At 71.1% G+C, this 16,776-nt stretch carries 18 protein-coding genes; 8 read left to right on the top strand and 10 right to left on the bottom strand.

The genetic code is table 11. From position 1 onward, the window contains the following. Positions 1 to 8 precede the first annotated feature (8 nt). The 3 genes from DJ019_RS03600 to DJ019_RS03590 are packed head-to-tail and all read right to left on the bottom strand — an operon-like array spanning position 9 to position 2,079. A complete protein-coding gene (locus DJ019_RS03600) occupies positions 9 to 536 on the bottom strand; it encodes a hypothetical protein (RefSeq protein ID WP_111274594.1) in 528 nt (175 codons plus the stop codon). Next, the gene (locus tag DJ019_RS03595) at positions 533 to 1,720 is read right to left on the bottom strand and encodes a TonB family protein (protein WP_111274593.1); all 1,188 of its coding nucleotides are present in this window, start codon (positions 1,718 to 1,720) and stop codon (positions 533 to 535) included. Before DJ019_RS03595 ends, DJ019_RS03600 begins: the two co-directional genes overlap by 4 nt. Further along, entirely contained in the window at positions 1,717 to 2,079 is a 363-nt protein-coding gene (locus tag DJ019_RS03590) for a BlaI/MecI/CopY family transcriptional regulator (protein WP_111274592.1), read from the bottom strand. Before DJ019_RS03590 ends, DJ019_RS03595 begins: the two co-directional genes overlap by 4 nt. Before the next feature lie 272 nt (positions 2,080 to 2,351). Between DJ019_RS03590 and DJ019_RS03585 the strand changes: the two genes are divergently transcribed. Together DJ019_RS03585 and parC are read left to right on the top strand one after the other, a co-directional pair. Then, positions 2,352 to 2,771 carry a hypothetical protein gene (locus DJ019_RS03585; RefSeq protein ID WP_111274591.1) on the top strand — a complete coding sequence of 140 codons (420 nt, stop codon included), beginning with the start codon at positions 2,352 to 2,354 and terminating at the stop codon, positions 2,769 to 2,771. Positions 2,772 to 2,844: 73 nt separating this feature from the next. Then, positions 2,845 to 5,100 carry a DNA topoisomerase IV subunit A gene (parC, locus tag DJ019_RS03580; protein ID WP_111274590.1) on the top strand — a complete coding sequence of 752 codons (2,256 nt, stop codon included), beginning with the start codon at positions 2,845 to 2,847 and terminating at the stop codon, positions 5,098 to 5,100. A gap of 183 nt (positions 5,101 to 5,283) precedes the next feature. Here parC and DJ019_RS20885 read toward each other — a convergent pair whose 3' ends face one another. Beyond that, on the bottom strand, positions 5,284 to 5,517 hold the full coding sequence (locus tag DJ019_RS20885) for an HNH endonuclease (RefSeq protein ID WP_165843882.1): 234 nt from the start codon (positions 5,515 to 5,517) through the stop codon (positions 5,284 to 5,286). A gap of 326 nt (positions 5,518 to 5,843) precedes the next feature. Here DJ019_RS20885 and DJ019_RS03570 point away from each other — a divergent pair, with 326 nt between their 5' ends. The 3 genes from DJ019_RS03570 (at position 5,844) to DJ019_RS03560 (ending at position 8,632) form a co-directional block, all read left to right on the top strand. After that, positions 5,844 to 6,557 carry a hypothetical protein gene (locus DJ019_RS03570; protein ID WP_133255241.1) on the top strand — a complete coding sequence of 238 codons (714 nt, stop codon included), beginning with the start codon at positions 5,844 to 5,846 and terminating at the stop codon, positions 6,555 to 6,557. Positions 6,558 to 6,705: 148 nt separating this feature from the next. Next, positions 6,706 to 7,698: a hypothetical protein gene (locus DJ019_RS03565; protein ID WP_111274587.1), complete on the top strand. Its 993-nt coding sequence runs from the start codon at positions 6,706 to 6,708 to the stop codon at positions 7,696 to 7,698. A 301-nt stretch (positions 7,699 to 7,999) separates the two neighbouring features. Beyond that, the gene (locus DJ019_RS03560) at positions 8,000 to 8,632 is read left to right on the top strand and encodes a hypothetical protein (RefSeq protein WP_111274586.1); all 633 of its coding nucleotides are present in this window, start codon (positions 8,000 to 8,002) and stop codon (positions 8,630 to 8,632) included. 64 nt (positions 8,633 to 8,696) lie between these two features. On the opposite strand, the gene DJ019_RS03555 is transcribed toward DJ019_RS03560, so the two are convergent. Together DJ019_RS03555 and DJ019_RS03550 are read right to left on the bottom strand one after the other, a co-directional pair. Next, positions 8,697 to 9,380, bottom strand: coding sequence for a PEPxxWA-CTERM sorting domain-containing protein (locus tag DJ019_RS03555; RefSeq protein WP_111274585.1), 684 nt, complete (start codon positions 9,378 to 9,380; stop codon positions 8,697 to 8,699). Positions 9,381 to 9,518: 138 nt separating this feature from the next. Next, positions 9,519 to 9,989 (bottom strand): HtaA domain-containing protein, encoded by a 471-nt coding sequence (locus tag DJ019_RS03550; protein ID WP_111274584.1) that lies wholly within the window; start codon positions 9,987 to 9,989, stop codon positions 9,519 to 9,521. Positions 9,990 to 10,140: 151 nt separating this feature from the next. On the opposite strand from DJ019_RS03550, the gene DJ019_RS03545 reads away from it, so the two are divergent. Next, complete coding sequence (locus tag DJ019_RS03545; protein WP_111274583.1) at positions 10,141 to 10,569, top strand: hypothetical protein; 429 nt, start codon at positions 10,141 to 10,143, stop codon at positions 10,567 to 10,569. Positions 10,570 to 10,577: 8 nt separating this feature from the next. On the opposite strand, the gene DJ019_RS03540 is transcribed toward DJ019_RS03545, so the two are convergent. Together DJ019_RS03540 and DJ019_RS03535 are read right to left on the bottom strand one after the other, a co-directional pair. Beyond that, the gene (locus tag DJ019_RS03540) at positions 10,578 to 11,444 is read right to left on the bottom strand and encodes a hypothetical protein (protein WP_111274582.1); all 867 of its coding nucleotides are present in this window, start codon (positions 11,442 to 11,444) and stop codon (positions 10,578 to 10,580) included. A 75-nt stretch (positions 11,445 to 11,519) separates the two neighbouring features. Continuing rightward, a complete protein-coding gene (locus DJ019_RS03535; RefSeq protein WP_111274581.1) occupies positions 11,520 to 11,942 on the bottom strand; it encodes a hypothetical protein in 423 nt (140 codons plus the stop codon). A gap of 182 nt (positions 11,943 to 12,124) precedes the next feature. Between DJ019_RS03535 and DJ019_RS03530 the strand changes: the two genes are divergently transcribed. Then, positions 12,125 to 14,227, top strand: a complete 2,103-nt coding sequence (locus DJ019_RS03530) for an ATP-binding protein (protein ID WP_240606366.1) — start codon at positions 12,125 to 12,127, stop codon at positions 14,225 to 14,227. Here DJ019_RS03530 and DJ019_RS03525 read toward each other — a convergent pair. Together DJ019_RS03525 and DJ019_RS03520 are read right to left on the bottom strand one after the other, a co-directional pair. Beyond that, on the bottom strand, positions 14,224 to 14,688 hold the full coding sequence (locus tag DJ019_RS03525; protein WP_111274579.1) for a hypothetical protein: 465 nt from the start codon (positions 14,686 to 14,688) through the stop codon (positions 14,224 to 14,226). The genes DJ019_RS03530 and DJ019_RS03525 overlap by 4 nt on opposite strands. Positions 14,689 to 14,778: 90 nt before the next feature. Continuing rightward, entirely contained in the window at positions 14,779 to 15,270 is a 492-nt protein-coding gene (locus DJ019_RS03520; protein WP_111274578.1) for a flavodoxin family protein, read from the bottom strand. A gap of 115 nt (positions 15,271 to 15,385) precedes the next feature. On the opposite strand from DJ019_RS03520, the gene DJ019_RS03515 reads away from it, so the two are divergent. After that, entirely contained in the window at positions 15,386 to 16,738 is a 1,353-nt protein-coding gene (locus DJ019_RS03515; protein ID WP_111274577.1) for a serine hydrolase domain-containing protein, read from the top strand. Positions 16,739 to 16,776 lie beyond the last annotated feature (38 nt).

Here is a 16,776-nt window from a genome sequence, read left to right as displayed (position 1 = left end):
GTCCGCCCTCAGCGCTTCCGGGCCGGCGCCGCCTGGGCCGCGCTCGCCACCGAGACGCCAGCCGCGCGCAGGGCCGGCTGCACCTTGGTCTTGCGGTCGGCCTCGAACAGCGCCGCCGCCCGCGCCTCGAGCCCCTCGGCCAGCCGCCGCCGCGCCGCCTCGGCGAGCGGGAAGTCGTCCACCAACCGCGCCGGCGCCTCGCCGCGCTCCACGTCGGGCAGGGGCTCCACCTCGGCGCCGGCGCAGGCGAAGAGGCCCGTGATCGAGGTGAAGCAGACCTGCCGCTGCATGTAGGCCTGGTGCGTCCAGACATAGCGGTCGCCCTCTGTGTCGACGGCGCCCGCCGGCCGGGTGACCGTCAGGGTGCTGGTGACGAACACCGCCCGCCGCACCAGGGCCTGCTCGCGCTGTCCCGCCTTCACCAGGGTCAGGGGCAGGTCGCTCGCCGCCACCACCTCGGTCGCGTCGCGGCGCAGGATCGTCGCCGGGGCCGGGGCGGGCGCGACGGCGGCCGGAGGCGCTTCGGCGGTGATCATTGCGGCGTCACGAAGCGGAACGGAATGCGGATCACGCCGCCGGCCACGCGCAGTCCGTCCCGCGTCTGGGGCTTCATCTGGAACCGGTCGCTGAGCGCCAGCGCGGCGCGGCCGATCTCCGGCGAACTCGCGCTCGCCACCTCGCAGCCCGAGAGCCGGCCTTCGCCGGTGACGCGGCAGGCGATGGTCGCCCGGCCGTCGACGACCGCGCCGGCATAGGCGTCCGTCGCCGCCTTCACGTCAGGGCCGCTGGGACGCTGCGTCCAGTCGGGAGCCTGGATCAGCGGCGGCGCCATCGGCTGGCTGGCCCAGGCCGCGCACCCGACCACCAGGCTCGCCCCGGCCGCCAGCGCGAGGCCGCCCGCCTGCCGGCGCCGGCTCGGGGCGGGGCGCTTCAGCATCGCGATCCGCGCCTTCAACGGGTGCTCGCCCGCCGCCGGCCAGTGGCAGCCCAGCGGCAGGGCCTGGGCCGCGAGCTGGGTCTTCAGGAGGGTCGCCGCATACAGCTTCCGCGCCTCGGGGCGGCGCGCCAGCACCGTCGCATCGCACGCCAGCTCCTGGTCCACCCGCAACAGTCGCGCCGCCACATGGACCAGCGGATTGAACCAGCACAGGCACGTCAGCGCCGCCGCGAAGGCGTTCGCCGCCGCATCGCCGCGCGCCAGGTGGACCTGCTCGTGCAGCAGGATCACGCCGCGTTCCTCCGGCGCGAAGCTGGCCTCGAAGTCGGCCGGTGTGACGATCCGGGGCCGAAGGGCGCCCACGACCGCAGGCCCCACGCCCGCCCGCTCGGCCCGCAGCGCGCCATCCTCGCCGGCCTCCAGCCGCCCAAGCGCCCGCACGAACCGCGCCTGCCGCGCCAGCAGCACCGCCGCCGCCACCGCCACGCCGCCCAGCCACAGGCCCATCAGCGCCGTGTCCGTCGACGGCCCCGCCGCCGCGGCCTCGACCCGCCGCGCCGCATCGTACGCCGCGGCCAGCACCTCCGGGGTCATTGGCGCCAACGGGGCAGGGCGGGGCAGCAGGGCCGCCAGCCCGGCGATCGGCGCCATCGCCCACAGCCCATGGACCGCCCCGGCGCCGAACACCCGCCGCACCGGCCTGCGCAGGGCCAGCACCACCAGGATCGCCGCGCCCATCGCCAGGTTGGACCGCGCCAGCGCGGCCAGGATCTCCGCGATCATTCGTCCATCTCCGCGATCAGGCGTTTCAGCTCGGCCACGTCCTCGGGGCTGAGGGCGCGGGCCTGCGACAGATGGCTGACCATCGGCGCCAGCCGGCCGTCGAACAGCCGGTCCAGCAGCCCCTGGCTCTCGGCGCGCACATAGGCCGCCCGCTCGGCCAGCGGCCGGTAGCGATAGCGGCGACCCTCAGGCTCGGCCGCAATCGCCTTCTTCTTCAGCAGCCGGTTGATCAGGGTCTTCACCGTCGCCTCGGTCCAGCCGTTCGGGCCGGCCACCTCGGCGGCGATCTCCTCGGCGGTGCGCGGCGCGGCGCGCCACAGCGCCTCCATCACCACGCTCTCGGCGTTGCTGATCTTCATGACGTTTACCGACGTAATCGTCCTGCATCGATTACATGGGTAAACGTCCTCGTCAATCGCATTTGGCGAGCGCCCCGCCATCGGCTACAACCTGCGCCGTGAACCGGATCAAACTCAACCAGGCCAATATTCAGCAGCGCCGCCCCGCGGTGTTTGCGTGCGCCTGGATGACCGGCTGACGGCCGACCCCACCTCAGGATTTCCACGCAAACCCCGCTCCGGCGGGGTTTTTGCTGCCCCCCGTCCGAGCCCTGCCCACCGAAGGAGCTCCCATGCTGACCGACACCGACATCGCCCGCATCGGGCGCGGGATGGAGGACCTGACGCTGCCCAAGGCCGAGTGGACCCACGCGGCCCACTTCGCCGCCGCGCTCTGGCTGCTGACCCGGCCCGGCCGCGACGCCTTCGCCGAGATGCCCGGTCTGATCCGCGCCTACAACGAGGCCACCGGCGGCGAGAATACCGACACCGCCGGCTATCACGAGACCATCACCCAGGCCTCCCTGCGCGCCGCCCGCGCCCATCTCGACGCCCATCCGTCCGCCGGCCTCTCCACGGTGCTGGCCAGCCTGCTCGCCACCCGCCTCGGCGGCTCGGACTGGCTACTGGCCCACTGGAGCAAGGATCGCCTGTTCAGCGTCGAGGCTCGCAGGGCCTGGGTCGAGCCCGACCTCCAGCCGCTGCCGTTCTGAGGGGGCCGCTCCGCCCACAGCCTGCGGCGCCCCGGCCGTCGCGGCGAATCCCCCGCCTTGCTAGAAGGGCCGCATGACCGTCCACACTCCGCCCCCCGGCGGCGAGCCCGACCGCATCGTCGACGAACCGCTCAGCGAAGCGCTCTCCCGCCGCTACCTGGCCTACGCCCTCAGCGTCATCACCGACCGCGCGCTGCCCGACGTGCGCGATGGCCTCAAGCCCGTGCAGCGCCGCGTGCTCTACGCCATGCGCGAGATGCGGCTGAACCCGGACGCGGCGGCCCGCAAGTGCGCCAAGGTCGTGGGCGAGGTGATGGGCGGCTATCACCCGCACGGCGACCAGTCGATCTACGACACCCTGGTCCGCATGGCCCAGTCGTTCGCCCAGCGCTATCCGCAGGTCGACGGCCAGGGCAACTTCGGCAACATCGACGGCGATAACGCCGCGGCCATGCGCTACACCGAGGCCAAGCTGACGGTGGCCGCCACGCTCCTGCTCGACGGGATCGAGGAGGACGCGGTCGACTTCAAGCCCACCTACGACGGCTCCGACGACGAGCCCGTGGTGCTGCCGGCCGGCTTCCCGAACCTGCTCGCCAACGGCTCGACCGGCATCGCCGTCGGCATGGCCACCTCGATCCCGCCGCACAACGCCGGCGAGCTGATCGACGCCTGCCTGATGCTGCTGGACGACCCCGACAGCAGCGTCGAGGCGCTGATGACCCACGTCCAGGGGCCCGATTTCCCCACCGGCGGCGTCATCGTCGAGCCCCGCGCGGCCCTGCAGACCGTCTACGAGACCGGCCGCGGGGGCGTCCGCGTCCGCGCCCGCTGGGCGAAGGAGGAGCTGGGCAAGGGCACGTACCAGATCGTCATCACCGAGATTCCGTACCAGGTGAAGAAGGCCGAGCTGATCGAACAGCTCGCCGAGCTGATCGACGCCAAGAAGGCCCCGCTGCTGGGCGACGTGCGCGACGAGTCCGCCGAGGACGTCCGCGTCGTCCTCGAACCCAAGAGCCGGAACGTGGAGGCCGAGGTGCTGATGGAGAGCCTGTTCAAGCTCTCCGACCTCGAGACCCGCTTCTCGGTGAATCTCAACGTCCTCGACGCGCGCGGCACGCCGGGGGTGATGAACCTGAAGCAGGCCCTGATGGCCTTCCTCGACCACCGCCGCGAGGTGCTGGTCCGCCGGGCCCGCCACCGCCTGGCGAAGATCGAGGCCCGCCTGCACATCCTCGACGGCCTGATGATCGCCTACCTCAACCTCGACGAGGTGATCCGGATCGTCCGCTACGAGGACAAGCCGAAAGAGAAGCTGATCGAGACCTTCGCGCTCAGCGAGATCCAGGCCGACGCCATCCTCAACACCCGCCTGCGCCAGCTGGCCCGGCTCGAGGAGATGGAGATCCGCCGCGAGCACGCCGAGCTCGCCGAGGAGCGCGACGGCATCGTCGCCATGCTGGGCTCCGACAAGGCCCAGTGGAAGCTGGTGGGCGAGGGGCTCAAGCACACCAAGGCCGAACTCGCCGACCTCAACGTCCGCCGCTCGTCCTTCGCCGAGGCGCCGCAGATCGACACCGAGGCGGCCCTGGAAGCCATGATCGTGCGCGAGCCGATCACCATCATCCTCTCCGAGCGCGGCTGGATCCGCGCCGCCAAGGGCCGCGTCGAGGACCCCTCGGAACTGAAGTTCAAGGAAGGCGACAAGCTCGGCTTCCTGGTCCCGGCCGAGACCACCGACAAGCTGCTGATCTTCGCCTCCGACGGCCGCTTCTTCACCCTGGGCTGCGACAAGCTCCCGGGCGCCCGCGGCCACGGCGAGCCGCTGCGCCTGATGATCGACCTCGACGACAAGGTCGGCATCGTCGACGTCTTCCCCCACCGCCCGGGCACGAAGCGCATCCTGGCCAGCAAGCAGGGCTACGGCTTCATCCTGCCCGAGGAGGAGGCCATCGCCTTCCGCCGCGCGGGCAAGCAGGTGCTGAACGCCGGCGATCCGGCCAAGAAGGGCGAGGGCGCGGCCATCTGCCTGCCGGTGAACGGCGCCGACCACCTCGCCGTCATCGGCGACAACGGTAAGATCCTCGTCTTCCCGATCGAGGAACTGCCCGAGATGCCGCGCGGCAAGGGCGTGAAGCTCCAGAGCTACCGCGAAGGCGGCCTGCGTGACGCTGCCGCCTTCAAGGCCGACGACGGCATGACCAGCGTCGACCCCAGCGGCCGCACGCGCGCCTGGCCCGAATGGCGCGAATGGCTCGGCAAGCGCGCCGGCGCCGGCAAGCTCGCCCCCAAGGGCTTCCCCGCCACCAAGCGCTTCCGGCCGAAGTAGGGAGCTCCAAGCCCCCCCCCACGCTGTCATCCCGGTTTCGCCAAGGGCGAAGACCGGGACCCAACGTCGTTCCGGACGCCTGGGCGCCCCGGATAGGGCGTCGGCGTCGATCGCACCCCCTATGGCGCGGAGCTTCCGGCAGGTTGGATCCCGGTCTTGGGCCGTGCCAGCCCCAGCGGATGCTCAATCTGCTCCGATGGAACCGAGGGTCGTCAGGCACCTGACGATGTGGGCGTCCAGCGCCTTCAGGTATTCGACTCCGACCTCGGCTCGGAAGGTGATGAGGTCACTGCCGCCCTTCGCGCGGTTGCAGTCCCCACAGGCGAAAACGAGGTTGTGAAGGTAGTCCTTGCCTCCGTCCTTCTTCGGGCGGAGGTGATCCCGGGTGCAGGCTTGTGACAGGGGCTGGGGCGGCATCCACACCTTGCAGTGGAAGCAGTGACCACCGAACTGCTCAAACGCTGACTTTAGGGCTGCTGCGGCGCCCAACTCCCGCTCTGACTTTCCGACCCTGTAGAGGGGGACGCCGTTGCCATCGATTCGTACAAACTTGATCGAGTTGTAGGGCTTCTTGGGCAGAGGGTGCGCGGCCAGGGCTTTGTGCAATGCGGACATAGTAGGTCAGCTTGGGCGCCCAGGGTTGCAGTTGAATTACTTCTCCACCCGCAAACCATGCCTCCAGCCGAGCGCCCACCCATCAATCCACGACCGCTTCTGACGTACCCGCCTGTTTCAATCCCCGCATGTCCGTCCCGGCCCACACCGCCGAACGCCATGCGCGCCAGCTTGCCCGTTACGCGGAGATCGCGATGCGGGCGGCGGAGAAGCTCGACGTGGCCATCGAGGCGGCGGATGAGCCCGAGACGCTGACGGCGCTGGTCGGTTCGCTGCACAAGGTCGGCCGGGCGCTGCGCACGTCCATCGCCCTGGAGGCGAAGCTGGAGCGTGACGCGGCGGCCGACGCCCGCGCCGCCGCCGAGGCTGGGGAGGCCCGCGCCGGTCGGGCCGTGGAGACCCGCAAGGCCCGGGTCCGCGACGCGGTGGAGCGCCGCATCTGGACCGAGCTCGACCCCGCCGAGGCCGAGGTGTGGACCGCCGATTTCGACGAACGCCTCGAGACCGAGGCTCTGGACGACGCCTTCACCGACGAGCCGCTGGACGACCAGGTCGAGCGCCTCGCCCGCGACCTGGGCCTGACCGGCGCGTGCGACCACGAATACCTCCCGCGCGCCCTGCGGCCCGCGCCGCGTCCGGCCTACCGCTCCAGAGCCGCGTGGGACGTCGACTTCGCCGCGCTCTATCGGCGTGGCGACGATGCGGAGGACGACGATCCGGACCCGGACGGGACCGCCGGCGATCCGCCGCCCGCCAATCCTCCGCCCGGGGGGCATCCGCCCGGCGACAGGCCGCCCCGGCTGGCCCCGCCCATGGACCTCCCGTCCTGGGAAACTGACTAGGCGAAGGGCGCGCGCCCTGCCGCCGATCCGGAGCCCTCCGCCCCCGCATCCGCGCGTGATCCCCGTCACGCGTGCGCGGCGGCCCATGGCCGCACTCTGGCCAGCGAAGCCGCGGCGCGCGGGCTGCGGGCATATGGGAGTAGGGGCGATGACGAAGCGGACAACGACGGCGCGCCGGGCGGCGGCCCTGGGCCTTGTGGCGGCGGTGGGGATGAGCGGCTGCGCCTCGCTCCAGGCCAATCCGGAGTTCGAGAAGCTGCCGGTGCTGGCGGTTCCGACTTCGGGCGACGGGACCACCGCCCGTCTGGGCAGCGAGCTTGAGGCCACCGCCGCCCTCGGCAACGTCTATCGAGGGCAGGCGAAATGGTTCGGACGAGAGGATCGCGGCAGTGGCGGCATGGTCCTCCTGTCCGGCCTCTACGGCGCGGCGGTCACGGCCTTTAATCCGGCGCCCAAGAATCTGAAGGCGGCGATCCTTGCAACGGGCGCCGGCGAAGCCTGGCACACCTCGCTGAAGCCGGCCGAACGCGCGCGAATCTACGCTGGGGGACACAGGGCGATGGAGTGCGCGGTCGGCGCCGGCGCCTCGCTGCAGAACTATGAGGCGAACCAGTACCCGGTGGTTCAGGGGCTAAGGACCGACGCCGGCGTTACGCTCGAACGGGCGCGCACCGTTCTTGCCGCCAACCCGAACGGGGACAAGGATCAGCGCACCCTGTTGCGCGAGCGGATCGACACGCTGGCCAAGCTCGATCTCAAGCTACGGGAAGAGCAGGGCGCCTTTGAGGACTCGCCGCTACGCGTATCCAACGTGCGGCGCCAGGTTCAGGACGCGGTCCAAGCCCGGCTTCAAGGCGCCGCTCCCGACTACGCGGGAGCGCTGAAGGCGATCGGTGAGACGGCCAAGCCGACGGGTGAACCCGCTCCGGCCGCGGACGGCGGCGGCCGGGCCCCGGCCAGCGCCAACAAGATGCAGCTCTTCCTCGACGAGGCAGCCTCACGGAAGGCAAAGCCGCTCCCGGGCCTGAGCGGCGCTATTGCCGAAGTCACCGAGACGATCGGCACGGTGGAAGCTCAGCGTCCCACCCAGGCTATGCGGGCGCACGAGGCCCTCGGCGCATGCATCCCCAAGGCCGGCTGACCCTACATCAGCATCGGCCCGACGATCGGGATCGCCATCACCACGGCGAAGCCGAGGGTCATGAGGGAAAGTCCGAGGGTCATGGCCATGGCAGGGCTCCTTTCGGAGCTCTACCTGGGGCTTTCCCGGCCGAAGTTCACTGCGAGATTTCGCAGAACGGTTCTGCTGGTTCGGAAACAACGTCGCCGGCCGCCCCCCATCGGCATCCCGCGGCGGGCCGCCCGCCATTAACCCCGGCTCTTAAGCCTTCGGTCAGCGGCGGGCGCAATAAAGCCAATAGACAATCTGGAGTAGATTTTTCATGGCCAACTCGTATCGCCGCGGCGCGCTCGCATCCCTCGCCGTGTTGCTCGTCGCCGGCTGTGGGGCCGAGTTGCCGGGCGTGGAGGGGTGGCGTCCGCTCACCGCGGCCGAGAAGAAGACCCTGGTCGAGGAGCGCCGCGCCGAAAGCCCCGATCAGCCGGCGCCGTCCACCGAAGTTGCGGGCGACTTCAATGGTGATGGCAAGCGGGACCGTGTCGTCTTCCTGGTCGACGAGGGGGGCAGGCGTTTCGCCCCCTATATGTTCGACGGCGCGGGCGCTCCGCCGTCCGAACTCACGCGCGGCGATGCACGCCACCGGATGTACCGATACAGCCTCTCGGTCCTGCCGGTCGGCGCGGCCTACGCCTTCTGCATGGAGGAGGCGGCCTCGGAGGCGGACTGCGCCGACAAGAAGGGCCGCCGAGGTCATGTGGTGGTCTTCTACGAAGTCGACCGAGGCGGTTCAGTCTTCACGTGGAACGGCCAGAGCTTCGAGGAGCAGTCGCTGGAGCGGCGGGTCTCCAGCCTCGGCGTCCGCCCGGCCGAAGAGCATCCCCTGGCCATGCGCGCTTGGAATGTCCAGCACCGGCCGATGCAGGCCGACGATCGCCTGGGAACGTTCCGCCGGTAACTACCCCGGCGGCCTGCGTCGGGCCCCACCCGCGACGCCCGGGCGCCGCGAGTGGGGACGCCGGCTACGCCACAGCCTGCCGCCGCGACCGCAGACCCGCGCCGGCCAGGCCGAAGCCCATGATCATCAGGGCCCAGGTCCCCGGCTCGGGCACCACGGCGACGGCGCGGGTGCTGATCGCGCCCACCGCGTCGATGTCGGCGCCCACCGTGGCGCCGGACTGGGCGCCTTCGCCCGCCACGTCGATCAGGCGCACGTACCGGAAGGCCGAACTGGAGTCGTAGCCGAAGAAATCGATGTCGATCCCGCGCGTCGAGCCGCCCACGGAGCCCACCGACAGCCAGGTCACGCCGTCGACGCTCACGTCCACCGTCGTGTCCTCCACGTCGGGGCCGATCTCGAAGATCCACAGGTCGTCCGCGTCGGAGTCCGACCCGGTCAGCACATTGTCGTCGAAGCGCAGCACCAGCGCCCCGCCCACGCCCAGCGACACATAGGTGCAGTCGATCTGGCTGCTGCAGCCGGCGCCGGTGAAGTTCGGAACGCCCAGAGCGTTGAACGCGCCCTGCCAGTTGAGCCCCGGATCCGCGCCGGCCAGGCCCGGCTGGTACGAGATCACGCTGTCGGCGAACGACACCGCGCCTTGCGGGAATTCCACGCCGCCGATCAGGACGGCGTTGGCCGACCCCGCCGACAGCAACGCCGCCACCGCCCCGCCCGCCAGGGCGCGCATCCAACGCTTCGACATGATTTTCCCTCCGAACGCGGCCGCACCGACCGCCCCGGCGCCGCACCCCGCGGACGCCTGCCAGAGGAGGAACCCGAGAACGTGGTTCGGAGTTCCGCGTTATTCGCGGAATTTGTCGGCGGCCGTTCCGCCCCCGGCCTACGACCCCGCCAGCCGCACGGGGTCCAGGACGGTTCCGGGCGGGTAGTGGTCGCCGAGGATCATCATCCCATCCAGCGTGATCTTCGCCGGAATCGAGACGGCGCCGTCAGGCTCCACCGTGATCGCATCGGAGTCCAGGCGGGCGATCTCCACGCGGCGGTCCTTGCCGGCGCCGTCGGCGCAGGTGAGGACGAGGCCGTTCGCGCCGGTCTCGACGCCAAGCTCGACGAGGCTCACGCGCAGCATCCCGCCGTGCGCCTCGAAGCCGACCTCGCCGGCGAAACGGCCGCAGCCCGTGGGCCGGCCGGCGTCGTCCAGGGCGAGGTCGAAGCCGGGGAGGGCGGCAAGGACGAAGCCGCCGTCTTCGTCACGCGCCGCGCCGCCGCCCACCGTGACGGTCCCGCCGCTCATCTCCACGTACTGGCGAAAGCTCTGCTTCACGCCCCAGGTCAGCCGGCCCACGCGCATGGCGCTCTCTCCCTCGTCTCGGCGGTTCGTAGCACCTGCTGCGGCGGCGTTCACGACCTGTGCCTCAGGCCGACAAAAATGTGCAGTTCCGCCCCCGGCGCCGGACGGTCAGCCTCGACGGATCGTTTCGCTTTTCTTGGGGGATCACCGCATGTCCATTCTGAACCGCGCCGCGGGCGTCGCCATTGCGGCCGCCGTCGGCCTCTCCGCCGTCGGCGCCGAGGCCCAGACCGCGAAGTCGCCTGTCGAGCTCTGCAAGGGCGGCCAGCTCGCCGTCGTCCGCATGAACGCGGTGAAGCCCGGGGCCAAGGCCGCGTACGAAAAGGCCGCCCGCGACCACCTCGCCTGGTACCGCTCGCACGGATATGCCCAGAACCGGCTCATGGTCGGTCCGGTGATCACGGGCGACCGCGCCAACGGCTACACCGCCTCGGAGACCGAGTTCGCCTCGATCCACATGGACTCGCCGGGCGTGCCGCCCGACAAGCGCGACGCCGGCTGGGACGCCTATGTGAAGGCCTATCGGGACTCCTCGGACCTGACGGTCGACAAGTTCGTCTGCCTGCGCGAGCCGAAGTAGACTGCGGTTCAGCCCGGACCGCTGAGCGCCCCGCGCGCCGACACCCGGGCCATCTCGATCACCAGCGCATAGTGACGCTCGAGGTCCTCGGACAGTTCGGGCGTCACCGTGACCTCGGCGCCCCTTACGCGGAGCAAGCCCTGGGCCTCGCCGTCGGCCAGCAGTCGTGCGGCGTGGGTGCGGGAGACGAAGGCGCCGCGGGCCAGCGCCCGCTGCGAGATCCGCGCCGTCTCCGCCAGCGCCTGGCGGCCCGGCCGCTGGGCGCCGATGATCTGCTCCATCATCCGCGTCCCGCCGTCGCGGGCCAGGAACAGCAGCACCGGCATGTCGGGCCCGGCGAACAGGTCCGGCCGGGCGATGGTGTTGAGGCCGACCTGCCTGGCCAGGCGCCGCCGGAAGCCGAGATCGCCCGCGCGCTCCCCGGCCTCGGCCAGTGTAGGATCCAGCCGCGCCACGGCGGTCAGCATCGCCTGCGCGCCCTTGGCCGTGCTGTCGTAGAGCCGCGGCGTGGCGCGGTGGGTCCCGTCAGCGTCGATCTCGAGGAACCCGTGGGCCACTGCTGTCCGCAGGTACAGGCGCACGCGACCATCGCTGCACGTCCGGTTGGCGCGGGCGGACTGGATGATCTGCGCCGTCGTGAAGCCGCCAAGCAGGACGTCCAGGATCATGGCTGCGCCGGTCAGGGCAGAGCGGCCGAGGTCGCTGGTCAGCCAGCGCTCGGCCGGCGTCGCGGCGGCATAGGCGGCCAGGTTGGCTCGCGCCAACGTCTCGACGGTCGCTCTGAAGTCCGGATGCGCCCGCAGGGCGGCGAAGGCCGCGGGCGAGAACGGCGCGGCGGCCGCCTCCGAATCAGGCCGAAGCGCAAGGTCCCCCATTGTCCCCGACTCCCCCCATGTCCCGCATTCTCGGCCGGCTTAGCTGTGGGCGGAAGGGGGTGCGCGCATCGCGCTTCAGTCGTCGGCCGTCTCGTCGCCGATGGCGGCCGCCACCAGCGCCCGCCAGGTCGGGTCGCTGTCGTCCACCAGATCCACGTCGTCCAGCAGGGCTACGGCGGTGGAGCCGTCGGCCAGCACCAGGCCCAGGACCTCCATGACCACCTCGTCGCCGTCCTCCTCGGCGCTCTCGCCGCGGTGCGCCTCGGCCTGGACGGCCACCGCCGCCTGCTCGCCGTCCTCCTCCCACCATATCACCGGCTGCGGCAGGTCCATGTCGATGGGACTGGGGTCGCGCGTGTCAGCCAGGGCGAAGACGGCGCGGCGCGCCTCCACGTCGTCCAGGGTCGCTACGCGGCCAGTGAAGGCGGGCAGGCGGCTCCAGTCGTCCACATCGAAGCCGCCACCGTCGTCCTCGGGTCCGTCAGGTCTGTCGCTCATGGATGGCGCTATAGCATTGTTCGCGGCTCTGGCGGCGCCTCGGCCCGTCGCCGCGCAGGCGTGTGTTCATTCGCGGCGAGGCCATTTGCCGCAGCCGGGAAGCGCTCGTCGCGAAAACCGGTTAACCAATTCGGATCATTGCCATCCTACGGATCGGCGGGATGGACGGGAGCCAAGACTTGATGGTCGCACGGGGGGCGGGCGCGCTCCGGCGGATTGCGCCCTTGCTGGCGATCTACGCCATGGCGGTCGCCTACAGCCTCTTCATCGGCGGCGCGGGGCAGGGCATCCCCACCATCTGGACCGCCAACGCCGTCGTCATCGGCGGGCTGCTGATTCTGGAGCGGCGCGACCGCGCGCTGTTCGTCCTGCTCACCATGGTCGTCCACTTCGGGCTGCAGGCGCCGGGCACGACCGACCTCCGGTTCCCCGTCGCGACGACGCTGCTCGACACGGCGCACGAGGTCGCCTGCGCCGCGGTGCTCCGCGCCCTGGGCTTCCGCGGCCGGCTGCGGGACATGCGCACCCTGTTCGCCCTGACCGCGGCGGCCACGGCCCTGACCTTCCCGATGACCTACGGGGTCAACGTCGGCCTCAACCTCATCGGCGGCCGACCGCTCTCGATGGGCTGGATGGGCTGGACGATCCCGAACACGATCGGGGTGGCGATCATGCTGCCCATCCTGCTGGTCCTTCTCGATCGGCGGCACGACCAGGACTTTCGCGCCGGGCGTCTGGAACTGGCTGGCTACGTGGTGATCATGGCGGCCTTCGCGGTTTGGCTCTACAGCACCCCGTCGCCGACCCGGGCCCCCTTGTTCATCCCGGCCATGATCGCGACCTTCCGGGCCGGCCCGCGCGGCGCGGCATGGACCAGCCTGGCGTCGGCGGCCGTCGCCCTGCCGGCGATCCTCTACGCCAGCGCCGGCGATCCGAAGGGCACCGAGCAGCTCATCCGCGCCGCCCAGATCTTCCACCTGGTGCTCTACGGCGTGTGCATGACCACCGCGCTGGCGTTCAGCCGGCAGTCGCGGCTCCAGGCGTTGCTGGTCCGCCGCCAGGCCTCGGCCCGCGCCGCCCAGGCCCGCGCCCAGGCCGCCAACCGGGCGAAGTCGGACTTCCTGGCCACCATGAGCCACGAGATCCGCACGCCCCTGAACAGCATTCTCGGCTTCTCCGGGCTCGTGGCGGACGATCCAGGCCTCTCGCCCGAGAACCGTCGGCGGCTGGAGCTCGTGGGGCGGGCCGGCCGCTCGCTGGCCGATCTGGTCGGCGACCTCCTCGACTTCGCCAAGGTGGAGGCGGGCCGCCTCGATCTGACCCTGACGCCGGTCGCCCCGGCCTGCCTCCTGCGGGACGCCGCCGGCATCGTCGCCCCGGCCGCCGCGGAGAAGGGCCTGGACCTGGCGGTCGAGGTGGAGCGGCTCGGCGCGGCCGACGAATCTTCGCTGTTCGCCCTCGACGAGACCCGGCTTCGGCAGGTGCTGCTGAACCTGATCGCCAACGCCGTGAAGTTCACCGCCGAGGGACAGGTGACCGTCCGGTTGATTCTCGGGCCCGACGCGGGCGCGCTGCGCTTCGAGGTTGTCGACACCGGCATCGGCATCGCGCCGGATGTCCAGGCGCGGCTCTTCCAGCGCTTCACCCAGGCCGACAGTTCGATCAGCCGCCGCTACGGCGGGACCGGACTGGGGCTCGCGATCAGCAGGGCGCTGGTCCGGCTGATGGGCGGCGACATCGGCGTCGACAGCGCGCCGGGCCAGGGCTCCCGCTTCTGGATCACCCTGACCGCCGCGCCGGCCCACGCGCCTCTGGCCCCGGTCGAACCCGCGGTCGAGGTCCAGACCGGCGCCGCCCGCGTCCTGCTGGTGGACGACCATCCCATGAACCGCGAGCTGGGGCAGGCGCTGCTGGTCCTGGCCGGCTGCGAGGTGATGACCGCCGAGGACGGGGCCGAGGCCGTCGCCGCTGTTCGCGATGGGAACTTCGACGTGGTCCTGATGGACGTGCACATGCCAGGCATGGACGGTCTCGCCGCGACCCGCGCGATCCGCGCACTGCCCGGGCCGGTCGCGCGCGTGCCGATCATCGCCCTGACGGCCGACGTCCGTCCGGACCAGGTCGCGGTCTGTCGCCAGGCCGGGATGACCGATCACGTGGGCAAGCCGATCCACCGGGACCAGCTCGTGGCCGCGGTTGCGCGGGCGCTCGAGGCGTCGGACGCGGTCCCGCCCGATGGCAGCCAGGATCGGCTGGCCGCGGTCGGGAATGGTTCTGCGGTCTAGGGCGCGATGTCGCCGGGCCAGGCCACGGTGGTCAGCCGGGCCGGCGACGACATCTCGGCCGTGAGGGCCAGGCCAGGAAGGGCCGGCGCGGCGCAGTCCCCAGTGAGGCAAAGGGCGTCCGGGGACGCCTCGTCGAGGGCCAGGACGCTCAGCATCTGCTCCCCGGGCCGGTCGACCGAGCCGTCGGGCGGCGTCAGGCCCCAGCCGAGCGCAAGGGCGATGACGGCGCTGGCCGCCAGCAGCCAGGGACGGTTGCGGTTCACGCGTCGCTGGGCGCCGCGCGTCGGCGTCAACGGGGCGGCCCAGATGCTGACGGGCTCCGCTTCCGGCAGCCGGCGCACGCGGTCCTTCAGTTCCGCTGTCAGGGCGTCAGCGAGCACTGTCTGTCCGCGCGCCTGCGCCAGGCCGGAAAGCTGCCGCAGTTCGGACAGGCTCAAACTCGAAATGTCGATGGACAACATGCGCCCGCTCAGCCTCCCCATGACCGGCGTCCCCGTGGTTAATCAAACCCTAACATGCCGCCGCGCCGAAGGCGACCGGTCGGCGGCGCTTCAGAACACGCCCATCCCCAGTCCGGCGGCCAGCGCGGCGCCCAGGTCTCGGCAGGGTTCCAACTGGCTGGCCGTCAAGGTCTTCGCCGCCAGGATCGCTTCGGGGGACTGCGCGCTGGTGCAGACGATCACCGGCTCGGCGATCGCCCTCAACCGCCAGCCTGTGGCGATGCGCGCGAGCTGGCGGGCCGCGCCGGTCCCATCGCTTCCGGCGGCGATCAGCGCGCCGTACGGCCTGCCGTTGAGCCGCTCGAGGACGGGATAGTATGCCCGGTCGAAGAAGGCCTTCATCTCACCCGACAGGGCGGCGAGATTCTCGGGCGCGGCGAAGATGTAGCCGTCGGCGCCGATCAGATCCTCGGGGCCGGCCTGGTCGGCGGCAAGCAGGCGAACCTCCACCCCCGGCTCGCCCCAGGCGCCAGCGGCCGCCGCCTCGGCCATGGCGCGCGCCGCGCCGGTCCGCGAATGCCAGACGATCAGGAGCCGCTTCATGGCCGCAGGTTAGCGGACGCGCCGCCGCGTTGCCGAGCTGAAACGCACCTATGCTTGCGCCCGGCCCGCCGCCGCCTAAGCTCGCGCCAACGACACATTCGGGGGAGGAAAGCCCATGCTTCGTCATGGCGTTCGACTGGCTGCGGCCCTGGCCGCGCTCTCGCTGGCCGTTGCGCCCGCGGCCACCTTCGCCGCCGAGGCGGCGCGAAAGCCCGCAACAGGCAAGGCGCTCGCGCTCACTCGGGCGGCCAGTCCGGAGTCCGTGGGCTTCGACTCCGCGCGTCTCGCGAAGCTGGACGCCTACATGGCCGGTGTCGTGGCCCAGGGGCGGGTGCCCGGGATGACGACCCTTCTCGCCCGGCACGGCAAGATCGTCAGCTTCAAGACCTATGGCGACGTGTCCTTCGGCGGCCCGCCGATGAAGGAGGACGCGATCTTCCGCATCTACTCGATGACGAAGCCGATCACCGGCGTCGCCATGATGATCCTGTTCGAGGAGGGCAAGTGGCGGCTGGATGACCCGGTCACGCGCTACATCCCCGAGTTCAAGACCCTGAGGGTCGTGAAGACGGTCAACCCCGACGGCACGATGGTGCTGGAGGACATGCGCCGTCCACCCACGATGCGCGAGATCATGTCCCACACCGCCGGCTTCGGTTACGGCCTCCAGGACGAGCATCCCGTCGACAAGCTGTATCGTGAGAAGCGCGTCCTGGGCGCCAACGGCCTGAAGGACATGGTCGACCGCACGGCGACGATCCCGCTGGTGTTCCAGCCCGGGACCGACTGGCGCTATTCCTCCTCGGTCGACATCCAGGGGTACGTCGTCGAGAAGCTGTCAGGGCAGACGCTGGGCCAGTTCATGGAGCAGCGCATCTTCAAGCCCCTGAAGATGAACGACACCGCCTTCTTCGTGCCGGCGGACAAGGCCAGCCGTCTGGCCCCGGTGTTCTACTTCAACCGCGACACCGGCAAGGTCGAGGAAGCCAAGACCATCTTCGGCTCGGACCTGCCCACCTACCTGACGCCGCCGGCCAACGAGTCGGGCGGCGGCGGCCTTGTGGGCACGACCATGGACTACGCCCGCTTCGCCCAGATGATCCTCAACAAGGGCGAACTGGACGGCGTCCGCATCCTCTCGCCCGCATCGGTCGAGATGATGGGGACCAACATGATCGCCAAGGACGTGCTGGTCCGATCGAACGGCACCAACGTCACCCGCTTCAACGAGGCCGTGGGCTTCGGCCTCGACTTCATGGTGGTCAACGATCCGCGCGCGGCCGGGACGCTGGAAGGCAAGGGCACGATGAGCTGGGGCGGGGCGGCCGGGACCTGGTTCTGGGTCGATCCGACGAACGACATCATCTTTGTCGGCATGATCCAGCGCCTGGGCGGCTCGGGCGGCGACGACCTCGGGACGATGGCCCGGACGCTGACCTATCAGGCGCTGCTGCACCCGGAGAAGTAGGCGAGGTCCCGCCTCTTCGGGGGCGGGATGCTTGACAT

It is taken from the genome of Phenylobacterium kunshanense (genome assembly GCF_003254525.1).
Taxonomy (GTDB): Bacteria; Pseudomonadota; Alphaproteobacteria; order Caulobacterales; family Caulobacteraceae; genus Phenylobacterium; species Phenylobacterium kunshanense.
The sequence above is the reverse complement of the archived record's forward strand: the minus strand, read 5'-3'. Positions and strand labels throughout refer to the sequence as shown.

Excerpts from the sequence above, each read along its gene's own strand:
- DJ019_RS03590 (WP_111274592.1), bottom strand. The coding sequence starts at position 2,079 with ATGAAGATCAGCAACGCCGAGAGCGTGGTGATGGAGGCGCTGTGGCGC.
- DJ019_RS03560 (WP_111274586.1), top strand. The coding sequence starts at position 8,000 with ATGGCCAACTCGTATCGCCGCGGCGCGCTCGCATCCCTCGCCGTGTTG.
- DJ019_RS03515 (WP_111274577.1), top strand. The coding sequence starts at position 15,386 with ATGCTTCGTCATGGCGTTCGACTGGCTGCGGCCCTGGCCGCGCTCTCG.
- DJ019_RS03545 (WP_111274583.1), top strand. The coding sequence starts at position 10,141 with ATGTCCATTCTGAACCGCGCCGCGGGCGTCGCCATTGCGGCCGCCGTC.
- DJ019_RS03550 (WP_111274584.1), bottom strand. The coding sequence starts at position 9,989 with ATGCGCGTGGGCCGGCTGACCTGGGGCGTGAAGCAGAGCTTTCGCCAG.
- DJ019_RS03535 (WP_111274581.1), bottom strand. The coding sequence starts at position 11,942 with ATGAGCGACAGACCTGACGGACCCGAGGACGACGGTGGCGGCTTCGAT.
- parC (WP_111274590.1), top strand. The coding sequence starts at position 2,845 with ATGACCGTCCACACTCCGCCCCCCGGCGGCGAGCCCGACCGCATCGTC.
- DJ019_RS03595 (WP_111274593.1), bottom strand. The coding sequence starts at position 1,720 with ATGATCGCGGAGATCCTGGCCGCGCTGGCGCGGTCCAACCTGGCGATG.
- DJ019_RS03540 (WP_111274582.1), bottom strand. The coding sequence starts at position 11,444 with ATGGGGGACCTTGCGCTTCGGCCTGATTCGGAGGCGGCCGCCGCGCCG.
- DJ019_RS03570 (WP_133255241.1), top strand. The coding sequence starts at position 5,844 with ATGTCCGTCCCGGCCCACACCGCCGAACGCCATGCGCGCCAGCTTGCC.
- DJ019_RS20885 (WP_165843882.1), bottom strand. The coding sequence starts at position 5,517 with ATGCCGCCCCAGCCCCTGTCACAAGCCTGCACCCGGGATCACCTCCGC.
- DJ019_RS03585 (WP_111274591.1), top strand. The coding sequence starts at position 2,352 with ATGCTGACCGACACCGACATCGCCCGCATCGGGCGCGGGATGGAGGAC.
- DJ019_RS03600 (WP_111274594.1), bottom strand. The coding sequence starts at position 536 with ATGATCACCGCCGAAGCGCCTCCGGCCGCCGTCGCGCCCGCCCCGGCC.
- DJ019_RS03565 (WP_111274587.1), top strand. The coding sequence starts at position 6,706 with ATGACGAAGCGGACAACGACGGCGCGCCGGGCGGCGGCCCTGGGCCTT.
- DJ019_RS03520 (WP_111274578.1), bottom strand. The coding sequence starts at position 15,270 with ATGAAGCGGCTCCTGATCGTCTGGCATTCGCGGACCGGCGCGGCGCGC.
- DJ019_RS03555 (WP_111274585.1), bottom strand. The coding sequence starts at position 9,380 with ATGTCGAAGCGTTGGATGCGCGCCCTGGCGGGCGGGGCGGTGGCGGCG.
- DJ019_RS03525 (WP_111274579.1), bottom strand. The coding sequence starts at position 14,688 with ATGTTGTCCATCGACATTTCGAGTTTGAGCCTGTCCGAACTGCGGCAG.
- DJ019_RS03530 (WP_240606366.1), top strand. The coding sequence starts at position 12,125 with ATGGTCGCACGGGGGGCGGGCGCGCTCCGGCGGATTGCGCCCTTGCTG.